Source organism: Pseudoduganella sp. UC29_106, from assembly GCF_044055365.1.
Classification (GTDB): domain Bacteria; phylum Pseudomonadota; class Gammaproteobacteria; order Burkholderiales; family Burkholderiaceae_D; genus Rugamonas.
The window spans coordinates 802589-827911 of the sequence record NZ_CP171977.1 but is presented as its reverse complement, the minus strand read 5'-3'; the positions used below and the strand labels follow the sequence as shown (position 1 = coordinate 827911).

At 63.5% G+C, this 25323-nt stretch carries 20 protein-coding genes, 1 other RNA gene and 4 pseudogenes; 8 read left to right on the top strand and 17 right to left on the bottom strand.

The annotated features are described in order from the left end of the window. Nucleotides 1-80: 80 nt before the first annotated feature. From murC to rnpB, 13 genes and pseudogenes are all read right to left on the bottom strand, one after another. On the bottom strand, nt 81-1472 hold the full coding sequence (gene murC, locus ACHMW6_RS04500) for a UDP-N-acetylmuramate--L-alanine ligase (protein WP_395405913.1): 1392 nt from the start codon (nt 1470-1472) through the stop codon (nt 81-83). Then, a pseudogene (murG, locus tag ACHMW6_RS04495) lies at nt 1469-2537 on the bottom strand (undecaprenyldiphospho-muramoylpentapeptide beta-N-acetylglucosaminyltransferase). Before murG ends, murC begins: the two are co-directional and overlap by 4 nt. Further along, nucleotides 2534-3745, bottom strand: coding sequence for a putative lipid II flippase FtsW (gene ftsW, locus ACHMW6_RS04490; RefSeq protein WP_395405911.1), 1212 nt, complete (start codon nt 3743-3745; stop codon nt 2534-2536). Before ftsW ends, murG begins: the two are co-directional and overlap by 4 nt. Next, the gene (murD, locus tag ACHMW6_RS04485; RefSeq protein ID WP_395405909.1) at nt 3745-5247 is read right to left on the bottom strand and encodes a UDP-N-acetylmuramoyl-L-alanine--D-glutamate ligase; all 1503 of its coding nucleotides are present in this window, start codon (nt 5245-5247) and stop codon (nt 3745-3747) included. Before murD ends, ftsW begins: the two co-directional genes overlap by 1 nt. Further along, the gene (gene mraY, locus ACHMW6_RS04480) at nt 5247-6416 is read right to left on the bottom strand and encodes a phospho-N-acetylmuramoyl-pentapeptide-transferase (RefSeq protein WP_395405907.1); all 1170 of its coding nucleotides are present in this window, start codon (nt 6414-6416) and stop codon (nt 5247-5249) included. Before mraY ends, murD begins: the two co-directional genes overlap by 1 nt. A gap of 2 nt (nt 6417-6418) precedes the next feature. Further along, a complete protein-coding gene (murF, locus tag ACHMW6_RS04475) occupies nt 6419-7801 on the bottom strand; it encodes a UDP-N-acetylmuramoyl-tripeptide--D-alanyl-D-alanine ligase (RefSeq protein ID WP_395405905.1) in 1383 nt (460 codons plus the stop codon). Continuing rightward, a complete protein-coding gene (locus ACHMW6_RS04470; protein ID WP_395405902.1) occupies nt 7801-9342 on the bottom strand; it encodes a UDP-N-acetylmuramoyl-L-alanyl-D-glutamate--2,6-diaminopimelate ligase in 1542 nt (513 codons plus the stop codon). The genes murF and ACHMW6_RS04470 overlap by 1 nt, the downstream gene beginning before the upstream one ends. Then, nucleotides 9342-11127 (bottom strand): annotated as a pseudogene (locus tag ACHMW6_RS04465) (peptidoglycan D,D-transpeptidase FtsI family protein). The gene ACHMW6_RS04470 and the pseudogene ACHMW6_RS04465 overlap by 1 nt, the downstream one beginning before the upstream one ends. After that, on the bottom strand, nt 11124-11396 hold the full coding sequence (ftsL, locus tag ACHMW6_RS04460) for a cell division protein FtsL (protein WP_395405900.1): 273 nt from the start codon (nt 11394-11396) through the stop codon (nt 11124-11126). Before ftsL ends, ACHMW6_RS04465 begins: the two are co-directional and overlap by 4 nt. After that, nucleotides 11393-12358, bottom strand: a complete 966-nt coding sequence (gene rsmH, locus ACHMW6_RS04455) for a 16S rRNA (cytosine(1402)-N(4))-methyltransferase RsmH (RefSeq protein WP_395405898.1) — start codon at nt 12356-12358, stop codon at nt 11393-11395. Before rsmH ends, ftsL begins: the two co-directional genes overlap by 4 nt. Nucleotides 12359-12370: 12 nt before the next feature. Next, the gene (gene mraZ, locus ACHMW6_RS04450; protein ID WP_395405896.1) at nt 12371-12799 is read right to left on the bottom strand and encodes a division/cell wall cluster transcriptional repressor MraZ; all 429 of its coding nucleotides are present in this window, start codon (nt 12797-12799) and stop codon (nt 12371-12373) included. A 596-nt stretch (nt 12800-13395) separates the two neighbouring features. Then, a pseudogene (glpK, locus tag ACHMW6_RS04445) lies at nt 13396-14885 on the bottom strand (glycerol kinase GlpK). 7 nt (nt 14886-14892) lie between these two features. Beyond that, an RNA gene (gene rnpB / locus ACHMW6_RS04440) (RNase P RNA component class A) lies at nt 14893-15206 on the bottom strand. A gap of 95 nt (nt 15207-15301) precedes the next feature. Here rnpB and ACHMW6_RS04435 point away from each other — a divergent pair. Next, nucleotides 15302-17010: pseudogene (locus ACHMW6_RS04435) on the top strand (thiamine pyrophosphate-binding protein). Nucleotides 17011-17076: 66 nt separating this feature from the next. On the opposite strand, the gene ACHMW6_RS04430 reads toward ACHMW6_RS04435, so the two are convergent. From ACHMW6_RS04430 to ACHMW6_RS04415, 4 genes are all read right to left on the bottom strand, one after another. Then, on the bottom strand, nt 17077-17601 hold the full coding sequence (locus ACHMW6_RS04430; RefSeq protein WP_395405894.1) for a hypothetical protein: 525 nt from the start codon (nt 17599-17601) through the stop codon (nt 17077-17079). Between the two features lie 106 nt (nt 17602-17707). Next, nucleotides 17708-17926 (bottom strand): porin, encoded by a 219-nt coding sequence (locus ACHMW6_RS04425; protein ID WP_395405892.1) that lies wholly within the window; start codon nt 17924-17926, stop codon nt 17708-17710. After that, nucleotides 17923-18360 (bottom strand): porin, encoded by a 438-nt coding sequence (locus ACHMW6_RS04420; protein WP_395408528.1) that lies wholly within the window; start codon nt 18358-18360, stop codon nt 17923-17925. The genes ACHMW6_RS04425 and ACHMW6_RS04420 overlap by 4 nt, the downstream gene beginning before the upstream one ends. Nucleotides 18361-18511: 151 nt before the next feature. Beyond that, on the bottom strand, nt 18512-18778 hold the full coding sequence (locus ACHMW6_RS04415; RefSeq protein ID WP_395405890.1) for a porin: 267 nt from the start codon (nt 18776-18778) through the stop codon (nt 18512-18514). Nucleotides 18779-19168: 390 nt separating this feature from the next. Here ACHMW6_RS04415 and ACHMW6_RS04410 point away from each other — a divergent pair, with 390 nt between their 5' ends. The 7 genes from ACHMW6_RS04410 to ACHMW6_RS04380 all read left to right on the top strand — a co-directional run bounded on the left by ACHMW6_RS04410 (nt 19169) and on the right by ACHMW6_RS04380 (nt 25321). Continuing rightward, nucleotides 19169-20164 carry a MerR family transcriptional regulator gene (locus ACHMW6_RS04410; RefSeq protein WP_395405888.1) on the top strand — a complete coding sequence of 332 codons (996 nt, stop codon included), beginning with the start codon at nt 19169-19171 and terminating at the stop codon, nt 20162-20164. A gap of 58 nt (nt 20165-20222) precedes the next feature. Then, nucleotides 20223-21278, top strand: coding sequence for a signal recognition particle-docking protein FtsY (ftsY, locus tag ACHMW6_RS04405; RefSeq protein WP_395405886.1), 1056 nt, complete (start codon nt 20223-20225; stop codon nt 21276-21278). A 7-nt stretch (nt 21279-21285) separates the two neighbouring features. Next, a complete protein-coding gene (locus ACHMW6_RS04400; protein WP_395408527.1) occupies nt 21286-21945 on the top strand; it encodes a cell division ATP-binding protein FtsE in 660 nt (219 codons plus the stop codon). Further along, a complete protein-coding gene (gene ftsX / locus ACHMW6_RS04395) occupies nt 21942-22856 on the top strand; it encodes a permease-like cell division protein FtsX (RefSeq protein WP_395405884.1) in 915 nt (304 codons plus the stop codon). Before ACHMW6_RS04400 ends, ftsX begins: the two co-directional genes overlap by 4 nt. A gap of 306 nt (nt 22857-23162) precedes the next feature. After that, the gene (rpoH, locus tag ACHMW6_RS04390) at nt 23163-24017 is read left to right on the top strand and encodes an RNA polymerase sigma factor RpoH (RefSeq protein ID WP_395408526.1); all 855 of its coding nucleotides are present in this window, start codon (nt 23163-23165) and stop codon (nt 24015-24017) included. Nucleotides 24018-24230: 213 nt separating this feature from the next. Continuing rightward, the gene (locus tag ACHMW6_RS04385; RefSeq protein WP_395405882.1) at nt 24231-24764 is read left to right on the top strand and encodes a PEP-CTERM sorting domain-containing protein; all 534 of its coding nucleotides are present in this window, start codon (nt 24231-24233) and stop codon (nt 24762-24764) included. Nucleotides 24765-24880: 116 nt separating this feature from the next. After that, nucleotides 24881-25321, top strand: a complete 441-nt coding sequence (locus tag ACHMW6_RS04380) for a hypothetical protein (RefSeq protein ID WP_395405880.1) — start codon at nt 24881-24883, stop codon at nt 25319-25321. The last annotated feature ends 2 nt before the right edge of the window (nt 25322-25323 follow it).

Genomic DNA, 25323 nt, shown 5'->3' with positions numbered 1-25323 from the left:
CGCGCTCGGCGGAACGGCCGCCGAACAGCACGCCCACCTTGCCGAATGACTGCGCTTCTTGTTGAGTCAATTTCTTCACATCAGACCTTTTGGTACGTAGTCAGTTTTGCCGGGACGCCGCTGATCGAGCCTGCGCCCATCGTGAGCACGACGTCGCCGTCGCGCACCACATTCATGATCGTTTCCGGCATGTCGGCGATGTTTTCGACGAATACCGGTTCGGTTCTGCCGCGCGCGCGGATTGCGTGCGCCAGGGAGCGGCCGTCGGCAGCCACGATAGGCGCCTCTCCCGCTGCGTACACGTCGGACAGCACCAGCACATCCACGGTGCTCAATACTTTTGCAAAGTCTTCGAACAGGTCGCGCGTGCGGCTGTAGCGGTGCGGCTGGAAGGCCAGCAGGATGCGGCGGCCCGGATAGGCGGCGCGCGCAGCGGCAATGGTCACTTCCATTTCAATCGGGTGGTGGCCGAAGTCGTCCACCAGGGTAAAGTGGCCGCCGGCCGGCGCCGCCACCTCGCCATGCTTGGTGAAGCGGCGGCCGACGCCGGCGAAGCCTGCCAGGCCGGCCTGCGTTGCCGCATCGGGCACGCCGATTTCGCGCGCGATCGCCACCGCGGAGCAGGCGTTCTGCACGTTATGCATGCCGGGCTGGTTCAGCACGATATCCAGGTCCGCGAAGCCTTCCTGCAGCACGGTGAAATGCATCTCGGTGCCGACGGCGCGGGCGTTCACGGCGCGCACTTCGGCGTCCTCCGCAAAGCCGTAAGTCGTCACCGGCTTGGTCACCTGCGGGATGATGGCGCGCACGTGCGGGTCGTCGATGCACAACATGGCGCGGCCGTAGAACGGCAGGCGGTGCGTGAAGTGGACGAAGGCCTGCTTCAGCTTCTCGAAATCGTGCTCGTAGGTTTCCATGTGGTCGGCATCGATGTTCGTGATCACTTCGATCATCGGCGCCAGGTTCAGGAAGGAGGCGTCCGATTCGTCCGCCTCGGCCACCAGGTATTCGCCCGAGCCCAGCTTGGCGTTGGCGCCGGCTGCCGTGAGGCGGCCGCCGATGACGAAGGTCGGGTCCAGGCCGCCCTGCGCCAGCACGGACGCCACCAGGCTGGTGGTGGTGGTCTTGCCGTGGGTGCCGGCAATGGCGATGCCGCGCTTCAGGCGCATCAGTTCACCGAGCATCACGGCGCGCGGCACGATGGGAATCTTGCGGGCGCGCGCGGCGACCACTTCCGGGTTGTCGTTCTTGACGGCGGTAGAAGTCACGACGGCGTCCGCATTGCCGATGTTTTCGGCGGCGTGGCCCTGGTAGACCGTGGCGCCCATGTTGATCAGGCGCTGGGTCACGGCGTTGGCGCCCAGGTCGGACCCGGTGACGTTGTAGCCGAGCGTGACCAGCACCTCGGCGATGCCGCTCATGCCGCTGCCGCCGATGCCGACGAAGTGAATATTTTTGACCTTGTGCTTCATGCTAATGCTTCCAATACTTGTGCGATGGCGTCGTTGGCGTCGCGTTTGCCTGCCGCATGCGCCGCCTCGGCCATCTTGAGGCAGGTGCCGCGGGACAGCGTCTGCAGCAGCGCTGCCAGGCTTTGCGGGTTCAGTTCCGACTGCGGCATGTGGATGGAAGCGCCCTGCTTCGCCATCCACTGCGCGTTGTCGCGCTGGTGGCTGGTGGTCGAGGCCACGAGCGGAACCAGCACGCTCGCCACGCCGGCCGCCGTCAGCTCGGACACGGTAATCGCGCCGGCACGGCAGATCACGATGTCCGCCTGCGCGTAGGCGCTTGCCATGTCGTCGATGAAATCGACCACGTCCGCATCCACTTGCGCCTGCGCGTACGCCGCGCGCAGTGCATCGATATTCTTCTTGCCCGACTGGTGGGTCACCAGCGGACGCTGTTCCGGCGCCAGCATGGCCAGCGCGGCGGGCAGCGCATCGTTGAGCGCCTTGGCGCCCAGGCTGCCGCCCACCACCAGGATGCGCAGCACGCCCTCGCGCCCGGCAAAGCGCTGCGCCGGCGACGGCACGGCCAGGATTTCCTTGCGCACCGGATTGCCGGTCACCACAGCCTTGCCGGCGGCCGCGCCGAAGTCGGCGGGGAAGCCGAAAACAGACCTTGTCGGCCATCGGCGCCAGCGTCTTGTTCGACAGCAGCAGGGCCGCGTCGGCATTGACCAGCACCAGCGGCTTGCGGCGCAGGCGCGCCATGAAGCCGCCCGGCACGCAGACGTAACCGCCCATGCCCAGCACCACGTCCGGCCGGCGCTTGCCGATGTAGCTGAAGCTGCTCAGGAAAGCGCCGATCATCTTGAAGCCGCCACCGATGGTGTGGGCCAGCCCCTTGCCGCGCATGCCGCTGAAGTTGATGGTATCCATCTCGACGCCATTCTTCGGCACCAGTTCCGTTTCCATGCCGTGCGACGTGCCCAGCCAGCTGACTTCCCAGCCGCGGGCGCGCATGGTCTGCGCAATCGCGAGGCCGGGGAAAATGTGGCCGCCGGTGCCGGCTGCCATGATCATCAGGCGTTTCATATGCGGCCACCTCGCATCAGTACACGGTTTTCATAGTCGATGCGCAGCAAGATGGCGAGTCCGACACAGTTGATCAGAACACCCGATCCGCCATAGGACATCAGCGGCAGCGTCAGGCCCTTGGTCGGCAGCAGGCCGAGGTTCACGCCCATATTGATGAAGGTCTGCACGCCGATCCAGATGCCGATGCCTTTCGCCGTCAGGCCGGCGAAGGTCTGGTCGATGGCGATGGCCTGGCGGCCGATCTCGAACGCGCGCTTGACGATCCAGTAGAACATGCCGATGGTGACGACCACGCCGACCAGTCCCAGTTCCTCGCCGATCACGGCCAGCAGGAAGTCGGTGTGCGCTTCGGGCAGGTAGTGCAGCTTTTCCAGGCTGCCGCCCAGGCCCACGCCGGTGATCTCGCCCCGGCCGAAGGCGATCAGCGAGTGCGTCAGCTGGTAAGCCTTGTTCAGCGCATTCTCTTCTTCCCAGGGATTCAGGTAAGCGAAGAAACGGTCGCGGCGGAATTTGGAGAGCGCGATGATGGCCACGAAAATCGTCACCAGCATGCCGGCAATGCCGCCGAACCAGACGGCGTTCACGCCGCCCAGGAAGAGGATGCCCATGGCGATGCAGACGATCACGCCGAAGGCGCCCAGGTCCGGCTCCAGCAGCAGCAACAAACCGACGAAAGCCACGGCCAGCGCCATCGGCGCAAAGCCCTTGGACAGTCGGTGCATGTATTCCTGCTTGCGCACCGTGTAGTCGGCCGCGTACAGCACGATAAAGAGCTTCATCAGCTCCGATGGCTGGAAATTGAAGATCTTCAGCGACAGCCAGCGGCGCCCGCCGTTGACGACCACGCCCACGTGCGGGATCAGCACGAGCGTGAGCAGCACCAGCGTACCGATGAACAGGTAAGGCGCGGCCTTTTGCCAGTCCTGGATCCGCACGCGGAACACCACGGCGGCGGCGGCCATCGAGATGGCGATGAAGATCGCCTGGCGCTGCAGGAAGTAATGGTTCTTGTAGGCGGCGAACTTGGGCGAATCGGGCAGCGAGATCGAGGCCGAATACACCATCACCATGCCGAACAGCATGAGCAGCGCCACGCACCAGACCAGCGGCTGATCGTATTCCATCATCTTCGAATGGCGCGCGCGGCTGTCCAGCGGTGCGGGAGCCTCGGAGCCGGAGAAGCGGAATGGAAGCTGGAAGGCCATCAGATCTCCTGTCCCGCATCCAGCGCGATGTCACGCACGGTGTCGATGAACACCTGGGCGCGATGCGCGTAATTCTTGAACATGTCCAGGCTGGCGCAGGCAGGGGACAGCAGCACGGCGTCGCCGGCATGCGCCAGCGCGGCGGCGCGTTTGGTCGCCTCTTCCAGCGTGGCGCAATCTTCCAGCTTCACGCCGGCCGGCGCCAGCGCGGTGCGGATGGCCGGCGCATCGCGGCCGATCAGCAGCACGGCGCGCACATAGCGCTGCACCGGCGCGGCCAGCGGATCGAATTCCTGGCCCTTGCCGTCGCCGCCGGCGATCAGCACCAGGCGCTGCTCGCTGCCCGCGAAGGCCGTGCCCAGGCCATTCAGCGCGGCCACGGTGGCGCCCACATTGGTGCCCTTGCTGTCGTCGTAATAATCGACGCCTTGGATATTTGCGACCAGTTCCACGCGGTGCGGCTGGCCCTTGTATTCGCGCAGGCCGTGCAGCAGCGGCGCGAACGGTAGGCCGATGGCGCGGCACAGGGCCAGCGCCGCCAGCGCATTGGACGCGTTATGCGTGCCGCGGATCTGCAGCGCATCCGCCGGCATCAGCTTTTTCGTGTAGCACTCCACCGGCGGCGGAGGCGGATCATTCTTCTTGCGCTTCTTCTGCTCGACTTCCTCGGTCGGCTCGGCGGTCGCCAGCCAGTACACGCCGCGCTCGTTGACCAGGCCGAAGCTGTGCGGCGTGCTGGGTTCATCGGTGCCGAAGGTGACGTTTTCGCCGGTCGGATTGGCCATGGCCATGGTCCACGCATCATCGCGGTTCAGCACGCGCACGGTGTCGGCGCCGAAGATGCGCTTCTTGTCGTCGGCATAGGCTTGCATGCTGCCGTGCCAGTCCAGGTGGTCCTGGGTCACGTTCAGTACCGTGGCGGCGTCGGCCTCCAGGCTATAGGTCGTGTGCAGCTGGAAGCTGGAGAGCTCGAGCACCCAGGCTTGCGGCAGGCTGTCCGTATCCATCACTTCGCGCAGCACGTCCAGCGCGGCGGGACTGATATTGCCGGCCACCTTGACCGACAGGCCGGCGCGCTCGCACAGCTGGCCGGTCAGGCTGGTGACAGTGGTCTTGCCGTTGGTGCCGGTGATGGCGATGACTTTCGGCGCGTAGGCGCGGTCGTCCTTCAGCCACTTCAGGGCCTGGGCGAAGATTTCGATTTCGCCCCACACTGGGATATTCTTTTCGGCCGCCGCCGGGATGATTTCGGCCAGTTCGCGGTTCGGCGCCAGGCCGGGGCTGGCGCAGACGAAGTCCACGCCATCCAGCAGGGCCGCATTGAACGGACCGGAAATGAACTGCGTGCCCGGCAGCTGCTCGCGCAGCATGGGCAGGCGGTCCGGCACCGGGCGCGTATCTGCAACGCGCAGCAGCGCGCCACAGCGGGCCAGCCACTGTGCCATCGCCAGGCCCGATTCGCCGAGCCCGAGTACCAGTGCGATTTTGCCGTTATAGATCATCAGCGCAGCTTCAGGGTAGAGAGTCCGACCAGTACCAGCATCATCGTGATGATCCAGAAGCGCACGACGACCTGGGTCTCTTTCCAGCCTTTCTGTTCAAAGTGGTGGTGCAGAGGCGCCATCAGGAAGACGCGGCGGCCGACGCCGTAGCGCTTCTTGGTGAATTTGAACCAGCCTACCTGGATGATCACGGACAGCGTTTCGGCAACGAAGATGCCGCCCATGATGAACAGAACGATCTCCTGGCGCACGATCACGGCGATCGTGCCCAGCGCGCCGCCCAGCGCCAGTGCGCCGACGTCGCCCATGAAGACTTGTGCGGGGTGGGTGTTATACCAGAGGAAGGCCAGGCCCGCGCCCGCCATCGCACCGCAGAAGATGATCAGTTCACCGGCGCCCGGGATGTGCGGGATGAACAGGTATTTCGAGTAGGTGGCGGAACCGGTCAGGTAGGCGAACAGGCCGAGGGCGGAACCGACCATCACGGTCGGCATGATGGCCAAGCCGTCCAGGCCGTCGGTGAAGTTCACGGCGTTCGAAGTACCGACGATCACGCAATAGGTCAGCGCAATGAAGCCCCACACGCCCAGCGGATAGCTGATGGTCTTGAAGAAGGGAACGATCAGGTCGGCCTTGGGCGGCAGGTCCATCGAGAAGCCGGACTGCACCCAGGCGAAGAACAGTTCGAACACCTTGGCCGGCGTTGGCGCGGACACGGAGAACGCCAGGTACAGTGCGGCGGCGATGCCGACCAGCGACTGCCAGAAGTATTTCTCGGCCGAGCGCATCCCTTCCGGGTCCTGGCGCACGACCTTGCGGTAGTCATCCACCCAGCCCACGGCGCCGAAGCCCATGGTCACGACCATTACCGGCCAGATCAGGCGGTTGCTCCAGTCCACCCACAAAATGGTGGCGGTAGCGACGGCAATCAGCAGCAGCACGCCGCCCATGGTCGGGGTGCCGTGCTTTTTCAGGTGGGTTTGCGGACCATCGGTACGCACGGCCTGGCCGTACTTCATGACGGTCAGCTTACGGATAACAGCGGGACCCGCGACAAGGCCGATCACCAGCGCGGTAATCGTCGACATCACCGCGCGGAAGGTGATGTAGTTAAAGACGCGGAATGCGCCAATTTCGTCCTGCAGGAGTTGTGCAAGCCAGAGCAGCATGATTAGTGTGTTTCCTTTGTAGCGTGTTGCGATCCAATCAAATGCTGCACGACCCGTTCCATTTTCATGAAGCGGGAGCCCTTGATCAATACGGTTGCATCCGGCGTTGCCGCAGCCTGCACGGCTTGCAGCAGCGCGTCGAATTCTTTATGGTGGCGCGCATGAGGCGCCATGTGCGCGGCCAGTTCGCCCGTCGCCAGGACGGTATCGATGCCGCGCGAAGCCGCGTAGGCGGCCACTTCTTCGTGGAACTCCTTTCCTTGCGTACCCACTTCGCCCATGTCGCCCAGGACCAGTACGCGCGGCGCCGGCGCCTGCGCCAGCACATCGATGGCGGCGCGCACGGAATCAGGGTTGGCGTTGTAGGTATCGTCGATGATGGTGGCGCCGTTGGCGGCCTGTTTTTTCTGCAGCCGGCCGCTGACCGGAGCGAAAGCCTCCAGGCCGGTCTTGATCTCGTCGGCCGTGATGCCGGCGGCGTGGGCGCAGGCGATCGCCGCCAGCGCATTCAACACATTGTGGTCGCCGAAGGCTTGCAGGCGCACGGCGAACTTGTCTTCGCCCGGAATCTTCACGCACAGCAGGCTGCCGTGCGGCGCCGGCTTGGCGGTGGCGGAGACCGATGCCTCCGGCGACAGGCCGAAGGTCAGCACGCGGCTGCCGGCGGCCAGGCCTTGCCAGATATGGGTGTATTCGTCGCTGTGCGGGAACACGGCCACGCCGTTTTCCGGCAGGGACGACAGCACGCTGCCATTCTCGCGCGCCACCGCTTCCACGGTGTGCATGAATTCCTGGTGTTCGCGCTGGGCGTTGTTGACCAGGCCGACGGTCGGCGCGGCGATGGCGCTCAGGCGGCCGATCTCGCCGGGATGGTTCATGCCCAGTTCCACGACGGCCGAGCGATGCTGGCCGCTGAGGCGGAACAGCGTGAGCGGCACGCCGATCTCGTTATTCAGGTTGCCGCGCGTGGCCAGCCTGCCCTCCTCGCCGTGTGCAGCAGCGAGGATGGCGGCGATCATTTCCTTCACGGTGGTCTTGCCGTTGCTGCCGGTGACGCCGATCAGGGGCAGCTTGAAGTGATCGCGCCAGGCATTGGCGATGCGGCCCAGCGCCGTCAGCGTATTGGGCACGACGATAGCGGGCAGCGGGAAGCCCTCCGGCAGCGTATCGACCACCACGGCGGACGCGCCGCGCCCGGCCACCTGCGCCAGGAAGGTGTGCGCATCGTGCACCTCGCCGCGCAGCGCGACAAAGACTTCGCCCGGGCCGACGGCGCGGCTGTCGGTGGAGATATTGGTGATCACCAGCTCACGGGCAGCCGCATCGGCCGCGACGAAGCGCGCGCCAGGCAGGGCCGAGAGGATCTGGTCGAGAGTCCAGCGCATCAGTGTTGCCTCATCATGGTGAGCCGCGCGGACAGCGCCAGCTGCGCGTGCTCGGCATCCGAGAACGGCATCTTGCGCCCCTTGATTTCCTGGTAGGGCTCATGGCCCTTCCCTGCCAGCAGGATCACGTCCGTCTTGCCCGCGTGGCGCACGGCGGAGAGGATGGCCGCGGCGCGGTCCTCCACCGTCATGAATTCCGAATGCGGATGCTGCGGATCCATGCCGGCCACGATCTGGCGGATGATCTCGGCCGCATCTTCGCTGCGCGGATTGTCGCTGGTGACCAGCACATGTTCCGCCGCCTGGGCGATGCGGCCCATTTGCGGACGCTTGCCCGGATCGCGGTCGCCGCCGCAGCCGAACACGCACCACAGGTGGCCGCCGCGGTCATTGGCCACGGAGCGCAGCGCTTCCAGCGTTTTTTCCAGCGCGTCCGGCGTATGGGCGTAGTCGATCACCACCAGCGGCGCATCCTGGCCGCCCAGCTGCTGCATGCGGCCAGGGGCCGGCTGCAGGGACTCGATCGCGTCCACCGCGGCGCGGAAGGCCGCGCCCTTGCTCAGCAGGGCCGCCATCACGGCCAGCGCGTTCGACACATTGAACGGCCCCACCAGCTGGGTGCGCACATGCGCATGGCCGAAGGAGGAGTCCAGGTTGAATTCCGTGCCCTGCCCGCGCGAACGCAGCGCGCTGGCGCGCATCATCTGGATGCCCGGAATATTCGGCTGCGTGGCCGCATCGCGCAGCGTGTAGGCGATGATGTGCGGCTTCGGTCCCTTGCGGGACTGGATATGCTTGATCAGGCGCGGCCCCATCGCGTCATCCAGATTGATGACGGCCGTCTTCAGGCCCGGCCAGTCAAACAGCTTCACCTTGGCCGCCTCGTAGGCTTCCATGGTGCCGTGGTAGTCCAGGTGGTCGCGCGTGAGATTGGTGAAGATCGCCACGTCGAAGTGCATGCCTTCGGTACGGCCCTGGTCCAGGCCGATGGACGAGGCTTCGATCGCCAGCGCCACTGCGCCGTCGGTGCGCAATTCGTTCAGCTTGCGTGCCAGCAGCACGGCGTCCGGCGTCGTGTAGCCCGTCACGTCGTAATCCACATCGCCGCGCGCGCGGAACATGCCCACGCCCAGCGTGCCGATGACGGCGGCCGTTTCGCCCAGCTTGGCGAGCGCCTGCCCGGTCCACACGGCGCAGGAAGTCTTGCCGTTGGTGCCGGTGACGGCAACCGTGAACATGGAACCATCCGGCGCGCCGTAGTAGGCGTGGGCGATCGGGCCGGCCTGGCGCTTGAGCGCATCGACGGCCAGGTGCGGCACCTGCTGCGCGCTGTCCCAGCTGAAGCCTTCGCCGTCATACACAATGGCGGCGGCGCCGGCCTCGATGGCGGCGCCGATATACGTGCGGCCGTCGCCGGCATCGCCGGGATAGGCAAAGAATACATCGCCCGGCTTGATGCGGCGCGAGTCGGATGCCAGCTGCGCACTTGGCGCTGCGGCTTTGATCCAGTCGGAAATCTCTTTGATGTTCATCGTCGTCATTACATGGCCTCCGGTCCGCTATCCTTCGGAATCACGATTTCAGTGACGGAGGAATCCGGAGGCACGTTCACGGCGCGCAGCGCGTTGATGGCGACGGCGGCGAAAGTCGGCGCGGCGACCTGGCCGCCGAAGTGGCCGCCCTGGGTCGGTTCGTCGATCATGACGGCAATGATGAAGCGCGGCGACGACATCGGCACCATGCCGACGAAGGAGCCGATGTATTTGCGCGGCATGGCGTAGCGGCCGTTCTCCACCTTGTAGGCGGTGCCGGTCTTGCCGCCTGCGCGGTAGCCCGGGATCTGGGCCTGCTTGGCCGTGCCGTCCTTGCCCGAGACCACGTTCTCCAGCATCGAGCGCATTTCGCGCGCCGTTTCCGGCTTGATGATCTGCTGGCCGCGCGGCGGCTCGGTCACTTTTTCGAAGGACAGCGGAATCGTGTCGCCATCGCGCGCGAACATCATGTAGGAGCGCGCCAGCTGGATCAGCGACACGGAAATGCCGTTACCGTAGCTCATGGTGGCCTGTTCGACGGGGCGCCAGGATTTGTAAGGACGCACGCGGCCCGCCACCGCGCCGGGGAAGCCCCACTTCGGCTGCTGGCCGAAAACCGACCTTGGTGAACATTTCCCACATCTCCTGGGCCGGCATGCTCAGGGCGATTTTCGAGGTGCCGATATTGGACGACATCTCGATGATCTGCTGCACATTGATCACGCCGTGCGCCTTGGTATCGCTGATGGTGCGGTCCAGGATGGTGAACTTGCCGCCGCCGGTGTCGATATAGGTGCTCGGCTTGACGCGGCCCGAATCCAGCGCCAGCGCCACGGTAATGGGCTTCAGCGTGGAGCCCGGCTCGAAGGAGTCCGTCATCACGCGGTTGCGCAACTGCGCGCCGGTCAGCGCGCGGCGGTCGTTCGGGTCGTAGCTCGGGTAGTTGGCCAGCGCCAGCACTTCGCCCGTGTGCACGTCCAGCACGACGGCGGCGCCGGCCTTGGCCTTGAATTTCTCCACCGCACCCTTGAGCTGGGTGAAGGCGATGTACTGGATCTTGCTGTCGATGGACAGGGTCAGGTCCTTGCCGTCGTGCGGCTCGTGCTTGGCGCCGATGTCTTCCACGATGTGGCCCAGGCGGTCCTTGATCACGCGGCGCGTGCCGGGCGTGCCGACGAGGGACTTCTGCTGCGCCAGTTCCATCGATTCCTGGCCCACGTCTTCCACATTGGTGAAACCCACCACGTGGGTCGTCACTTCGCCCTGCGGGTAGAAGCGCTTGTATTCCTTGCGGGTGTCGATGCCTTCGATATCGAGCTTGGCGATCTTGTCGGCCACGTCCTGCTCGACCTGGCGTTTCAGGTAGACGAAGTTGCGGTCCGAATCGAGCTTCTTGCGAACCTCGGACTCGGGCATTTCCAGCAGGCCGGCCAGGGCGCGCAGCTTCTCCGGCGGCGCCTGCAGCACATCGTCCGGAATCGCCCAGATGGCTTTCACGGGAATGGACGAAGCCAGCACCTGGCCGTTGCGGTCGGTGATCTTGCCGCGCGTGGCCGGCAGTTCCAGCGTGCGCGCATAGCGGATTTCGCCCTGCTTCTGCAGGAACTGGGTGGACACGCCCTGCAGCCAGATGGCGCGGATTGCCAGCGCGGCAAAGGCCAGGAACAGCACCACCAGCACCACGCGCGAACGCCAGGTCGGCAGGCGCACGGCCAGCACGGGGCTCTTGCTGAACGAGACCCCCTTGGAGCGCGCCACGCGCGCGCTGTTGCCGCTGCTGGATGAGCGCATCATTGCTCGCCCTCCGTCAGGTACTGGGTGCGGTTCGGGGTCAGCGGCGTCATGCCGAGGTCGCGGCGCGCGATTTCCTCGATGCGGGCGTGCTTGCCCAGCGTGGACTGGTCCAGCTGCAGCTGGGCCCATTCGATATCGAGCTGCCTGGCGCTGGCCTGGGCGCGCTCCAGGTCGATGAACAGGTGGCGCGCCCGGTACTGGGCGTTAACGAGCGACAGGCCGCAGCCCACCAGCAGCACCGTCAGCACCATATTGATCTTGTTGCTCATTGTGCGCCTCCCGGAACAGGCAGGCGCATGGCCACGCGCATCACGGCGGAGCGGGCGCGCGGATTCTCGTCCACCTCACGGTCGGACGGCTTGATGCGGGCCAGCAGCTTCAGTTCGGGCTGCGGCAGGTCGGCGGCCTTGATCGGCAGGCGGCGGTCCGGCTGCTCCACCTTGGCTTTGGACGCGAAGAATTGCTTGACCATGCGGTCTTCCAGCGAATGGAAGCTGATGATGGCCAGGATACCGCCGGGCTTGAGGGCGTTGAAGGCCTGGTTCAGGGCCGATTCGAGGTCCTCAAGCTCTTTATTGATGTAAATCCGGATAGCCTGAAAAGTGCGGGTTGCCGGATCCTTGCCCTTTTCGCGAGTCTTGACCGCGCCTGCCACGATACCGGCAAGCTGCCGTGTGCTTGAAATTGGCTCGACTGCCCGGCGAGCAACAATCGCCTTTGCAATCTGAAAAGCAAACCGTTCTTCCCCATATTCTTTTATCACCTTTTCCAGTGTCTGTTCGGATTCTGTGGCGAGCCACTCGGCTGCCGACATGCCGCGCGTGGTGTCCATGCGCATGTCGAGCGGACCGTCGTTACGGAAGCTGAAGCCGCGTTCCGGGTCATCCACCTGCGGCGACGAAATGCCGAGGTCGAGCAAAATGCCGTCCACGGCGTCGACGCCGCGTTCGGCCAGGGCTTCGGCCATGGTGGCAAAGCTGTCGTGCACGATGGTGAAGCGGGGATCGCCCACCTGTTCGGCGGTGGCGATGGCTTGCGGGTCCTTGTCGAAGGCGATCAGGCGCCCCCCCTCGCCCAGGCGCGACAGGATCAGGCGCGAATGCCCGCCGCGGCCGAAGGTGCCGTCTATATAGATGCCGCCGGCGCGCGCGCCGGCCAGGTCGAGCACGTCGACCGCTTCATCTAATAGCACCGTCCGATGCTGGAACTCTGGCACCGCTGTAGGGTTCATTGCGCGCGGGCCTTAGAAAGAGAAATCGGAAAGGGATTCGGGCATGCCCATCTCGATGGTGGCAGCCTCGTTGGCGGCGCGCTTGACTGGATCCCAGATCTCGAAGTGGGTCAGCATGCCGGACAGGACGACGTCGCGGCCCAGGCCGACGGCGTCGCGCAATTCAGGGGCAACCAGGATGCGGCCGGCCGAGTCCATCTCGACGTCGACGGCATTGCCCAGCAGGATGCGCTGCCAGCCGCGGGCCGACATCGGCCACTGGGCGATCTGGTCGCGCTTAGCTTCCCACATCTGGCGTGGATACATCAGCAGGCAGCCGTCCGGGTGTTTGGTAAGCGTGAGGCGTCCTTCGCACTGGATCATCAGTGCGTCACGATGCTTGGCGGGGATAGACATCCTGCCTTTCGCATCGAGAGTGATTGCGGACGCGCCTTGGAACACGATTTACCTACTCTGGCCTCTGATTTCGTTCATCTGTTGCGGCTCAAACTCCGCCAAAAAATCCCACAAAACTACACTTTTTCACACTGTCGCCCACTTTAGAGTAAGCAAACAAGCCGGTCAAGCGATTTCCGGAAGCGAAAACTCGGAATTTATTAATGAAATTAAGGACTTAGCGCTGTTCCTTGAAGAATGGCCTGATTAAAATCTGTCGAGAAATTAAATACTTATGAAAGATAGTGAAAGTGCTACTTCATCTGTCCAGGCTGGCAAGGAGGGAAAATATGACCAAAAAATAAATTGAAACAATTCTATTCAGTTGCCACGAGACAACGACCGCGTCGCGCAGTCACAACGCCGGATTACCGCCGGCTCAGTTCGGGGAAAACGCGGGTTTTTCTCGCAGATCGACGGTCTGGTGCGCCTTGCGCGCGGTGGAGGAGGATGAAATCTTGCCGGTCGAAGCTGCTTCCCAAAATAACAACAAATTCCAAATTGCAATAAAGTTGTATAGACAAATATAAACCCAAGCCAACCCCAGGTGTCAGCCGCATCGTGGGTGACACCAGCTTTACGCCGCTGGTTTCGGGCTCTTATTATAGTGGGCTCGCCCAGGCCTTCGCCCTTTCCGTGGCGCGCGCCCAAAGTGATAGCAATTCGGCACGTTGATCGGCGCCCATCGCAGGCGTGAAACGGCGCTCGCACTCCATTGCGACGCGATCTCTTCCTGCGAATGCCAGAAGCCCGTCGCCAGGCCTGCGAGATAGGCCGCGCCCAGCGCGGTGGTCTCCGTCACGCGCGGACGCACGACAGGCACGCCCAGCAAGTCGGACTGGAACTGCATCAGCATATCGTTGCGCGCGGCGCCGCCGTCGGCCCGCACTTCAGCCACGGGAATGGCCGCATCCTTCTGCATCGCGGCCAGCAGTTCGGCCGATCGGTAAGCGATCGCTTCCACGGCAGCCCGCGCGATATGGGCCTTGCTGCTGCCGCGCGTCAGGCCGACGATGGTGCCGCGCGCATACGGGTCCCAGTGCGGCGCGCCCAGGCCGACGAAGGCCGGCACCAGGAACACGCCGCCGCTATCCGGCACGCTGGAAGCCAGCGCTTCCACGTCGCCCGATTGCTGGATGATGCCCAGGCCATCGCGCAGCCACTGCACGGTGGCGCCGCCCATGAAGACCGAACCTTCCAGCATGTAGTCGGTATTGCCGTCGACCCGCCAGCCGACGGTGGACAGCAGGCGGTTGTGCGACACGCGCGGGTGGCGCCCGGCGTGCATCAGCATGAAGCATCCGGTGCCGTAAGTATTCTTGACCATGCCCGGCTGATGGCAGGCCTGGCCGAAGGTGGCGGCCTGCTGGTCGCCGGCGATGCCCGCCACTGCGATGGGTGCGCCAAACAGCTCGGCGCGGGTCGTGCCCACTTCCTCGCTGGACGAAACTACCTGCGGCAGCACCTCTTCCGGGATGTCGAACAGCTTGAGCAGGTCGGCGTCCCAGCGCATCAGGTGGATATTGAAGAGCATCGTGCGCGAAGCATTGCTCACATCCGTCACGTGCACGCCGCACAGCTGCCACGCCAGCCACGCATCGACGGTGCCGAAGCACAGTTCGCCCTTGCGCGCGCGTTCGCGGGCGCCGGGCACGTGGTCGAGCAGCCATTTCAGCTTGGTGGCGGAAAAGTAGGCGTCCAGCTCCAGGCCCGTGGTTTCGCAAATCAGTCTGGCCTTGCCTTCGCTGCGCAGCTGCTCGCAGTAGTCGGCGGTGCGGCGGTCCTGCCAGACGATGGCGTTGGCGATCGGCTCGCCCGTCCTGCGGTCCCAGACCACGGTGGTTTCACGCTGGTTGGCGATGCCGATGGCGCGCACATCGCGCGCCGGCACGTGATTGTCCGCCAATACCTGGCGCGCCACGGCCAGCTGGCTGTTCCAGATATCGCGCGGGTCGTGCTCGACCCAGCCGGGCTGGGGGAAGTGCTGGGGATACTCCTGCGCCGCGCAACCGGCGATGCGCCCGCGGTGATCGAACAGGATGGCGCGGGAACTGGTCGTACCCTGATCGAGGGCCAGGATGTAGTTGGTCATGTGAATTCAGTGAAGCAAGCCGATAGGCCGGATTTTGTTACGGCGCTTTCGCGCTATGACAGCCATTCCTCTAGGCGACGGATTACTCCGCCGCTCAAGCTTTCTACCCGCACGCTCCGCGAGCAACATCATCGCGTGCCTATTTGAAATTGCACCAGGTGGAGGTTACCGCGTTTCACCGTAACTTAATACGCTCGTCTCTGTGGCCCTATTCCTCGCCTCACGGCGGACGGCCGTTAACCGTCACCCTGCTCTATGGAGTCCGGACCTTCCTCCCGCCTCGGCATTGCTGCCTTGGCCAGCGGCTGTCTGGCTTGCTTCGGGCGCTATTTTACCAAATCCGGTGTCGCAAATCGGAAAGCCTTGCTCCGTGGCGGGGCATAGAATGCCGCATCACCTATAAAAGAGGCAAGAACATGACGCACAACTCCCGTTCCGGCGGCCAGATCCTGGTCGATGCCCTGAAAGTCCACGGCGTGGATACCGCCTTCGGCGTCCCCGGCGAAAGCTACCTGGACGTGCTGGACGCCCTGCACGAATCCGGCATCCGCTTCATCATCAACCGCCAGGAAGGCGGCGCCGCGTTCATGGCCGACGCCTACGGCAAGATGACGGGCAAGCCAGGCATCTGCTTCGTCACGCGCGGTCCCGGTGCGACCAATGCGTCGATCGGCGTGCACACTGCCTTCCAGGATTCCACGCCGATGATCCTCTTCATCGGCCAGGTGGCAGCGACTTCATGGACCGCGAAGCCTTCCAGGAAGTGGACTACCGCCCGCATGTTCGGCCAGATGGCCAAATGGGTGACCCAGATCGACCGCGCCGACCGCATCCCCGAATACCTCGCACGCGCCTTCCAGGTGGCGACCAGCGGCCGTCCGGGCCCTGTCGTGCTGGCACTGCCGGAAGAACATGCTGGTCTCGCAGGCTGCAGTCGCTGACACGCGCTCCTTATGTGCCCACCCAGGCCTCCCCTTCCGCCGCACAGATCGCGCAGCTGCGCACGATGCTGGCCGAAGCCAAGCGCCCCTTGCTGCTGCTGGGCGGCGGCGGCTGGACCGAGCAGGCCTGCGCGGACATCCAGCGCTTTGCCGAAGCCAACGCGCTGCCGACCGCCTGCGCCTTCCGCTTCCAGGACCTGCTCGATAATGCGCATCCGAACTACGTGGGCGACGTCGGCATCGGCATCAATCCCAAGCTGGCCGCGCGCGTGAAAGAGGCGGACGTGCTGATCGCCATCGGCCCGCGTCTCGGCGAAATGACCACCAGCGGCTATTCCATCATCGCTGCACCGGTGCCGGCGCAGCGCCTGGTGCACATCCACGCCAGCACCGATGAACTGGGCAGCGTGTACCAGGGCGAGCTGATGATCGCATCGGGCATGCCGCAAGCCGCTGCCATGCTGGCGGCGATGGAGCCTGTCGATTCCGGCGCATGGCGCGACAGCGTCTCTCAGGCCCGCACCGAATATCTTGGGTGGCAGGTGCAGCCACCGATCTTCAAGGAAACCGGCGCGCCGCTGAACCTGTGGCAAGTGGTGCAGGACATGCGCACCCACGCCCCGGCCGACACCATCATCACCAATGGCGCCGGCAATTACGCGACCTGGGCGCACCGCTACTGGCCTTACGGTGCGATGCGCACGCAGCTGGCGCCGACCAGCGGCGCGATGGGCTATTCCGTGCCGTCTGGCGTGGCAGCCAAGATCATCGATCCGTCACGCACCGTCATCACTTTCGCGGGTGATGGAGAATTCCTGATGAATGGGCAGGAGCTGGCGACGGCCGTGCAGTACAAGGCCGGCGTGGTCGTGGTGGTGTTCAATAACCATATGTTCGGCACGATCCGCATGCACCAGGAGCGCGAGTATCCGGGCCGCGTCTCCGGCACCACGCTGCAGAATCCGGACTTCGCCGCGCTGTGCCGCGCCTATGGCGGCCAGGGCGAGATCGTCGAAAAGACCGAGGACTTTGCTCCAGCCCTGCAGCGCGCCCTCGCCTTCTCCCGCGAGCAAAGCCTGCCCGCCCTGATCGAGCTGCGCTACGACGGCAACCTGATCACCCCCGGGGCCACGCTCGAAACTATCCGCAAGAACGCCCAATCCGCGGGCCGCGGTCGAGATTAAAACCCAAGGCATGACCCAGGTGTCTGCCACATCGTGGCAGACACCTGTTTTACGCCTTGGGTTTTTTCAGCCCTGCGCCGGCGCCACCGCCTCGTGCTTGTAATCCGGCTTCACCGGCTCCGCCTTCGGCTGCGGACACGCCTTGCACGATTTCGCCTTCGCGCCAAAGTCCTTCACCTTCGCCAGCACCATCGGCTGCGACTGGTCCTGGCAGTAGCCGCCATCGAGCGTCAACGTCTCACCGTCCGGCGAGAACTCGCCGCTGATCGTGCGCTCATCTTCGTCCGGCGGCTGCACGGTAAAGTAAATCATCTTCCCGCGCGGGTCCACGTTCACATCCACCGCCACCAGCGGCCAGCTCAGACCACCGGCCGTGAACTCATAGACGACCGTATCGACTTCCGCGAAGCGCTGCAGCGTTACGCGCTGCCCGCCGTACTCGCCGCTTTCCTGGTTCACGCACAAGTCCGAATACACGGCCATGCCATAGCGCGGCACGCCCGGGCGCTCCGCCTGCGCAGCGGGCCCATGTCCCTTGCGCGGCGCCTTCGGCCCCGCCACCGCCGCCGTCAGCGCTACGGACGCTAGCACAACAAAAGTTGCTGTTCGGTAGAGTTTTCTCATGCCTGGCATTGTATCAGGCAAAAAAAAAAACGGCTGCCCGCAGGCAGCCGTTCTGGCGTCGGAAAAGATCCGATTAGAAGGAGTGCTTCATGCCGATGTTGAACGCCTTGTCACCGGTACCGGCTTCAGCGTTGTTACCCACGGTGTAGGAAGCGCCGTTCTTGTTCTTGATCTTCGCGTAAGCGATGTAGGTCTGGGTGCGCTTGGACAGGTTGTGGGTGTAGCCGATTGCCCACTGGTCAGCGTCGCGGCTGAATTCCTTGTCGTCAACCTTGGACCAGGAAGCGATCACGTTGCCGGCAGCGCTGACAGCACGCTTGCGCCAACCAGGTAGTTGCGGTTGTCGGTCGAAGCGGCAACAGCAGCGGTGGTGTAGGCGGTGGCGCTAGGCAGCGGGCTGCTGTTCAGGCCCTTGTTCTGGCCGAACATGAAGTAAGCCTTGGCAACCTGGAAGTCATAGTTCACGGCCAGCAGGGTGTTGTGGCCGATGCCGCGCTCGGTGATCACGGAACCGGTGCTGGTGTCGTTGTTGTGGTTCAGGTATGCCAGACGGGCGTTCAGCGGACCGTTCGAGTACATCAGGGATGCGCTCAGTTGACGGCCGGTGGAGGAACCGTTCTGCTCGCCGAAGCCGTAGGCCACGTCGGCGCTCACGCCGTTGAACTCAGGGGTCTTATAGATCACCGAGTTGCTGAAACGCTGGTTGTTGCCCGATGCCGGGAACAGGTTCTTGGCGGAACCAGCCAGGCCAGCCTGGAATGGGTCACCAACTTGTGCCAGGGCGTTGTACCACGGGTGTATTGACGGCCCAGGGTCAGGGTACCAGCCTCTTTGGAGGACAGGCCCACGAAAGCCTGGCGCTGGAAGATCGAGCCGGCTACGTCTGTTCGCCGGTGTCGGCCTTCACGCCGCCTTCCAGCACGAACACTGCGGACAGGCCGCCGCCCAGGTCTTCAGTACCCTTGAAACCGATACGGGAAGCGCTGCCGATGCCGCTGCTGACTTTGGTGACGTTACCGTTCTTGCCACCTTGCTCGTAGGCGATACCAGCATCAACGATACCGTAGATGGTCACGTTGGACTGGGCATGCGCTGCGCTGCTAGCTGCTGCGAGAACTGCGAGGGAGATCAGAGTCTTTTTCATTGCTTTCCTTCTTATAAGCTATCAGGGATTATTCACTTACCTGCTTCGGCCCCAAGGCTCATGGCCTAAGGGGAGGCGGCACTATACTGAGGGATTGGTATTCCAGCAAGTGTCAAAGTGCGTAAAAGGCTTACAACCTTTTGCGCAGGCGGAAATTTTAGCTGAACATTAAAAGTTCTGCAGAACACTACGGGATTTCCACAGTGGGTATCGAACATAAAAGCAACGAATTGTCACTTTTTTCGTCCAGGACAAAATAGATATTGATGAAATAAATGGTGTAAATCTTTCAAATGTGAAGCGAGTGTCTTGGACAAGGGCGTACCAGCCGTCTCCATAGGGAAAATTGGAGGAAAATAGATTCAAATCGCTCTGAAAAACGCGGTTAGAATGCAGAACTCCGCCAACCGGGAGTGCCCTCGCCGAATGAATAAAAGTGCCCGATCTTTTACAGTTACATCGACCATCAGTGATGTCGAACGTGACACTGGCGTGGCCAAGGAGACTCTGCGTGTATGGGAACGGCGCTATGATTTCCCGCAGCCGCAGCGCGACCCGTTTGGCGAGCGCGTCTACACTTCCGACCAGGTAAACAAGCTGCGCCTGGTCAAGCGCCTGATCGACCTGGGCTACCGTCCCGGCAAGGTGATCCAGTTCAGCACGGACGAATTGCAGGCCCTGGCCCTGAAGGCGGCCGGCGAGGCTCGCCCCCAGGCGGGCAGCAGCCATCCTGAGCTGCAATCCTATCTGGACTTGTGCAAAAGCCACCAGATGGAAGCCTTCCGCCGCAATCTGATGCAGGCCATGCTGGTGATGGGCATGAAAAACTTCGTCATCGACCTGGTGGCGCCGCTGATTACCACCGTGGGCGAGTCCTGGGCCAGCGGGCAGTTCGCCATATTTGAAGAGCATTTATTCAGTGAATCGGTACAGATCGTGCTGCGTAGCGCGATTTTCTCGGTGCCGCAAGTGAACCATGGGAATAGCGGCCCGCGTCCGCGCATCCTGATGACCACCCTGCCGCAGGAGCGCCACGCCCTGGGCCTGCTGATGGCCGAAGCGCTGTCCGCCGCCGAAGGGGCCCACTGCATCTCGCTGGGCGTGCAGACGCCGCTGCCGGAAATCGTGGAAGCGGCACGTGTAAAGCAGGCCGACATCGTCGCCCTCTCCTTCTCGACCACAATGAACCCGCGCCACGTGCTCGACAGCCTGCGCGAGCTGCGTTCGCGCCTGCCGGAAACGGTGGAGATCTGGGCCGGCGGCGCCAATGCCGCGCTGCGCAAGCGCGCACCGGATTTCGTGCGCGTGCGCGAACTGCAGGAAATCAGCCCCGGCATCGCCGCCTGGCGCCAGCGCCAGCGTGCGGCCGGCCAGCCTTCCGCCTGATTTTCCCAGGGCCACTCTGGTAGAATACGCGGCTCGAAGGGCCCTCTACCGCACATCCATGTTCAGTTTCTTCAAGAAAAAACCAGTCGTTCCCGAAACGCCTGCGCCTGCCGTTGCGCCGGAAGCGCCGCCGCCCGTGCCCACGGCCACCGCCGAAGTGGCCAGCGACGCTGTCGGCCCCCTTGCTTTCGAGGTAGAGACTGCCGCGCGCCCGGAGAAGCAATCCTGGATGAGCCGCCTGAAGGCCGGCCTGTCGAAGACGTCGGCCAATCTTTCCGTGCTCTTCGTCGGCGCCAAGATCGATGAAGACCTGTACGAGGAACTGGAAGCGGCCCTGCTGATGTCCGACGCCGGCATCGACGCCACCCAATACCTGCTGGACGCGCTGAGGCGCAAGGTCAAGGATGAAAAGCTGCTGGACGCCGCCGCCGTCAAGCAGGCCCTGAAGGAATTGCTGATCGAGTTGCTGGAACCGCTGCAGAAGCCTTTCGAGCTGGGCCGCCACCAGCCGCTGGTGATGATGATTTCCGGCGTCAACGGCGCCGGCAAGACCACCACCATCGGCAAGCTGGCCAAGCATATGCAGGCGCACGGCCAGTCCGTGCTGCTGGCCGCCGGCGACACGTTCCGCGCCGCCGCCCGCGAGCAGCTGATGGTCTGGGGCCAGCGCAACAATGTGACCGTGATTTCCCAGGAGTCGGGCGACCCGGCGGCCGTGTCCTTCGACGCGGTCCAGTCCGGCAAGGCGCGCGGCACCGATGTCGTCATGATCGACACCGCCGGCCGCCTGCCGACCCAGCTGCACCTGATGGAAGAGCTGAAGAAGGTCAAGCGCGTGATCGGCAAGGGCCAGGAAGGCGCGCCGCACGAAACCCTGCTCGTCATCGACGGCAATACGGGCCAGAACGCCCTGGCCCAGGTGAAAGCCTTCGACGATGCGCTGCAACTGACCGGCCTGATCATCACCAAGCTGGACGGCACCGCCAAGGGCGGTATCATCGCCGCCATCGCCCGTGTGCGCCCGGTGCCGGTCTATTTCATCGGCATCGGCGAAAAGATTGAAGACCTGCAGCCCTTTGATGCGGCTGAGTTTGTTGAAGCACTGCTTGCATAAGGCCCTCATGATCGAATTCCAGCACGTCTCCAAGCAATATTCCTCCGATGCCGTCGCCCTGCGCGACATCAGCCTGACCATTGCCAAGGGCGAGCTGGTCTACCTGGCCGGCCCGTCCGGCGCAGGCAAGTCCACGCTGCTGAAAATGATTGCCGCCATGGAGCGTCCGACGGCCGGCAAGGTGGTGGTCAATGGCCAGGACATCGGCAAGCTGAAATCCGCCGGCGTTCCCTTCCTGCGCCGCAACCTCGGCCTGATCTTCCAGGAGCAGCGCCTGCTGAATGACCGCTCGGTGCTGTCCAATGTGATGATGCCGCTGATCGTGACCGGTTCGCCCAAGGCCGCGGCCGAGCAGCGCGCCCGCGCCGCCCTCGACAAGGTCGGCCTGGGCGAGCGCGCCAACGCCCTGCCGCTGGCCCTGTCCGGCGGCGAACAGCAGCGCGTGTCGATCGCGCGCGCCATCGTCAACCGTCCCCAGATCATCCTGGCCGACGAGCCGACCGCCAACCTCGACCGTGCCAGCGCGAGCAAGGTGCTGGACGCTCTGCATGCCTTCCATTCGGTCGGCGTGACTTGCCTGATTTCCACCCACGATGAGCAGGTGCTGGACAATGCCGCGCGCGTGATCCACCTGCAGCGGGGCGAACTGATGAAGGAGGCCGCATGAGCACCTTCTTCCGCCAGCACGCCTTTGCCCTGGGCGGCGCCCTGGTCCACCTGCGCCGTGCGCCCGGCTCCTTCCTCTTCAATATCCTCGTGGTGGCCATCGCCCTGGCCCTGCCCTTCATGGGCGTAACCTTGCTGGAAAACGTGCGGCCCATGTCCGAACAGATGGCGGTCGAGCCCGAGCTCAGCGTCTTCATGAAGCAGGATGCGCCGCGCGAACAGACTTCCGCCATCGCCGGCAACCTGCGCGCGATCGCGCCGGACGCCAAGATCATCTTCGTGCCGCGCGAAAAGGCGCTGGAACAGCTGAATGCCAAGAGCGGCCTGTCCGATGTGCTGAATACGCTGGGCGAGAATCCCCTGCCGGACAGCTACGTGATCAAGCTGAATGCCTTCCGCAGCGCAGCCGAAAGCGCCAGGATCGACGAAGTTGCGGACAAAATGCGCGCCCTGCCCAATGTCGAGTCCGTGCAGGTCGACTCCGCCTGGGTCAAGCGCCTGGCCGCCCTGCTGGGCATCCTGCGCCTGGCCCTGCTGCTGCTGGCCGCGACCCTGGGTACGGTGGTGATTGCCGTGGTCTTCAATACCATCCGCCTGCAGGTGCTGACCCAGCGTGAGGAAATCCTGGTCTCCAAGCTGATTGGCGCCACGGACAGCTTCATTCACCGCCCCTTCTATTACACGGGCGCCATGCTTGGCCTGTGCGCCGGCGCCGTGGCACTGGGCGCCGTGGCCCTGGCGCTGCGTCCGCTGAATACCGCCATTGCCGAATTTGCAAGGCTGTACGCCAGCGAATTCCAGCTGGCCCCGCTGGACCCGCTGTCGATGACAGCCTTGCTGGCCCTGTCCGCCATGCTGGGCCTGGTGGGCGCCGTGCTCTCCGTCCAGCGCCATCTTTCCCTCCTGAATTAAACCCCGAGCGCGCCGCCGCCCTGGCTCCCGGGCCGGCGGTACGCACGTGCGTTCTCGCACAGAGCACGACCCTCGCCCGCACTATCCTGACCTCATCCCCTTTATGGAAGCGCTTTTCCCCATAGCATTATTGCTATCGCAGCCATAGATTTCCACCAATTGGCACTCATCGAAGGAGAGTGCTAATATATGTTCAACCAGCAAGACGGCAAGATGAGCAAGTCAGCATTAAGAACCGGTTAAGTTCCATAGTGCATGCTGGTAAACATGAAAGATTCCCTTCGAAGCGAGGATAGAAACATGACTATGATGTCCGTACAAAACGCACTGGTTCCACTGGGCAACTTGGACGCATATATTTCGGCGGTAAACCGTATGCCGATGCTCTCGCACGAGGAAGAAGTACAACTGGGCCGCGACCTGAAGGACAAGAATGACCTGAAGGCGGCTGAGAAGCTGGTTATGTCCCACCTGCGCCTGGTGGTGTCGATTGCGCGCGGTTACCTGGGCTACGGCCTGCCGCACGCCGACCTGATCCAGGAAGGCAATATCGGGCTGATGAAAGCCGTCAAGCGCTTCGATCCGGACCAGGGTGTGCGCCTCGTGTCCTACGCCATGCACTGGATCAAGGCTGAGATGCACGAATACATCCTGAAGAACTGGCGCCTGGTCAAAGTGGCAACCACCAAGGCCCAGCGCAAGTTGTTCTTCAACCTGCGCAGCCATAAGCAGGGCCTGGACGCGATGTCGCCTGACCAGATCGACCAGCTGGCAAAGTCCCTGGACGTGAAGCGTGAAGACGTGATCGAGATGGAAACCCGCCTTAGCGGCCGCGATATCGCGCTGGAAGCGCCGAGCGACGACGAAGACGACAAGTTCTCGCCGATCGCCTACCTGTCTTCCGACTCGATGGAGCCGACCAAGGTGCTGGAAGCCGAACAGGTGACCCGCCTGCAGTCCGAAGGCCTGGAAACGGCCCTGTCCAAGCTGGACCCGCGCTCGCGCCGCATCGTTGAAGCGCGCTGGCTGGCCAACGACGACGGCTCGGGCGCCACCCTGCACACGCTGGCAGAAGAGTTCGGCGTGTCGGCTGAACGCATCCGCCAGATCGAGGCTGCCGCACTGAAAAAGATGAAGACTGCACTCGCCGCCTACATCTGAGTTCCCTTGTCCCGAAAGGCGCCGCGCCGCAAGGCCCGGCGCCTTTTTTATTTCCTCTCAACATTGTATGTCGGTTACTTTTTCTGACTGCTAAGTGTCGATATTCTTTACACCATGTTTTGACGAAATTTTTAAGTCCTTGATGCAACACGACTTTCTTTTCTGGCATAGCACTTGCATGTAACCTAGCGTCACCGCCCAAAGGAGAGAAAGATGTTCAAACAAACCGCCCTCGCCCTGGCCCTCGCCGCCGCCACCGGCCTCGCGTCAGCTGCCCCAATCACCCTGGTCGATAACCTCGCGATTGCAGTCCATTGGAATAACGACAACGCCAATCCCGCGATGCGTCCTGCCGACCTGAACGGTTTGTCTGCACTGCAAGTCGATGCTGGCCTCGGCGCCACCTTCGATTTCTTCTTCCCGCTCGTCGGCGGCAACCAGGACCCAACCACGTACTACTTCTACCTGGACGGCAACCTGCTGACCCAGTCGGCCCAGGCTGCACCAAGCGGTTACACCAAGTGGTATGACGATGTCGTGTTCAGCTCCGGCGTGCACACGCTGTCGCTGAAAGTGACCACCCCGAACAAGAACGGCGGCAACTTCACCATCGACTCCGACCTGGTGTCGCAGGTCCAGCCGCAAGGTCCGGGCGCCCCGAGCCAGGAAGTGCCGGAACCGGGCTCGCTGGCCCTGCTGGGCCTGGGCCTGCTGGGCCTGGGCGCAATGCGCCGCCGCAAGGAATAACAACAATAAAACGACAGTAATTAAGCGCCCCTCAGAGGGCGCTTTTTTTTCTAGCTCAGCAGTGCGCCGCAGTAGGTAGCGATTTGATAATATGGTTTCATGCCTTCAGGGAGGACATGATGAAACCCAGAGTCATGAGCTTTTGCTTTGCGGGACTATCCCTGATTATCGCCGCGGCCTGCAGTGCCCCGCCGCCACGCGAAGCGTCACGTCCCGCGCCACGCACCAGCGAAAACTACGTACTGACGCAGGGCCAGACCGTTACCCTCGCGCCAGCCACCACCCTCAAGCTCGAACGCATCAACGACAGCCGCTGCAAGGCGGGCGCCGTCTGCGTCTGGGCCGGCCACATCAGCTACCGCTTCGTGCTGACCGACAAGCAGGGCGAGTCCAGCTTCGTGCTGGCAGAAGACATGCCTGGCGCCGCCAAATCGGTCACTAAAAACGGGCTGGTCTTCACACTGCAGGGGGTGGACCCGGCCGAACCGCCACCGCTGAAGGCGCCGGCGCCGGATTATCGGGTAAGCTTGCGGGTAAATATTGCCCAACCGATATAACT